Origin of the sequence: Mycobacterium colombiense (genome assembly GCF_001665835.1) — a bacterium.
GTDB lineage: Bacteria > Actinomycetota > Actinomycetes > Mycobacteriales > Mycobacteriaceae > Mycobacterium > Mycobacterium colombiense_A.
The window spans coordinates 1-1,486 of sequence record NZ_LZSX01000101.1 but is presented as its reverse complement, the minus strand read 5'-3'; the positions used below and the strand labels follow the sequence as shown (position 1 = coordinate 1,486).

Annotated in this window: 1 protein-coding gene; it reads right to left on the bottom strand. The window is 69.0% G+C overall.

All coding sequences use genetic code 11. The features are described from left to right. A partial coding sequence (locus A5760_RS24855; protein WP_155764470.1) for an amino acid adenylation domain-containing protein occupies positions 1-1,486 on the bottom strand: 1,486 nt, incomplete at both ends.

Here is a 1,486-nt window from a genome sequence, read left to right as displayed (position 1 = left end):
CCCGGTGCGATACATACGTGTTCCCGGGACCCCGTGCGGGCCGCCAAAAGGATTGGCCACGAACCGTTCCGCGGTCAGCTCCATCCGGCCGATATAGCCGTGTGCGACCGCCGGCCCGCTCAGATACAACTCGCCCACCACCCCGGGCGGGGCCGGGTTCAGGCGCGCATCCAGCACCAGCGCGCACGCCCCCGCGATCGGGGCGCCGATGCGTACCGGCTGCCCCGCCACCAGCGGCGCATGGGTAACCCAGATGGTGGCCTCGCTGGGCCCATAGGCGTTGAACATCGACCGACCCGGCGCCCAGGCGGAAACCGCTTCACCCGGGCAGGCCTCCCCGCCGGTCATCAGCGTGCGAAGTCCGCCGAGCCGGGCCCGATCCAGCGACGACAACACCGTCGGAGTCAACAACGCCACGTTGACCCGCTGGTCGTGCATCAAAGCGGTCAACGCTTCCCCGGCATACGCGTCCGGCGGCGCCACGACCAACGCCGCCCCCGGCGCCACCGCCAACAACCATTCAAAGAGCGACGCATCAAAGGTCGGCGCGGCCACCATCAGCACCCGCGCATCCGCGCCCAACCCGAACATCGCCCGTTGCGCGGCGGCCACCCCCAGCAGACCGGCGTGGCTGACCGCTACCCCCTTGGGCATACCGGTGGACCCGGACGTGAAGATCACATAGGCGGTGTTATCTACCCCCAATGGCGCCAACCGCTCGGCATCGGTGATCGGATCCGCGCAGTGCCCGGACACATCCAGACCATCGATGCGTAGCACCGGGCGCGCGCCGGCGACCGTGTCGGCGCTGCACGTCAACACGCACACGGCGTCCACCGCGTCGAGCACCGCCACTATGCGCTCCACCGGGTGGGTCGGATCTACCGGCACATACACTCCACCGGCCTTGAGCACCGCCCACCAGGCCACGACCAACTCCACAGACCGATCCATCGCCACGCCCACGGCGCGCTCCGGGCCCACCCCCGCCTCGATCAACATGCGCGCCAACCGCGTCGACCATTGATCAAGCTCGCGGTACGAGAACTCCCGGCCGCCGTCGATGACCGCCACCGCGTCGGCATCGGCGGCCACCGCCGCGGCCAACAATTGCGGCGCCAGCCCCACCGGCGCGGTCACTCCCGCACCCGACCAGCCCGACAGCACCAGATCACGCTCAGTGCGATCCAGCAGCGACACCCCACCCACCGTCACCGAGGGGTCGGCCACGACCGCCTCGATCACCCGGCCAAACCAGGTGACCATCCGCTCGATGCTGGCCCGGTCATACAGATCGGTGGCATACGTCAACACGCCTGCGGCCATCGGCGTCCCCGCATCCTCCCCGGGCACCTCGCTGAGTTGGATATCGATGTCGAATTTGGCGGTACGGGTGCCCACCATCAGCGGCTCGACGCTGACCCCCTCCAGCGCGATCTCGGGGCGCGCATTGTTCTGGAACACCAAGAGCACCTGAAACAGCGGA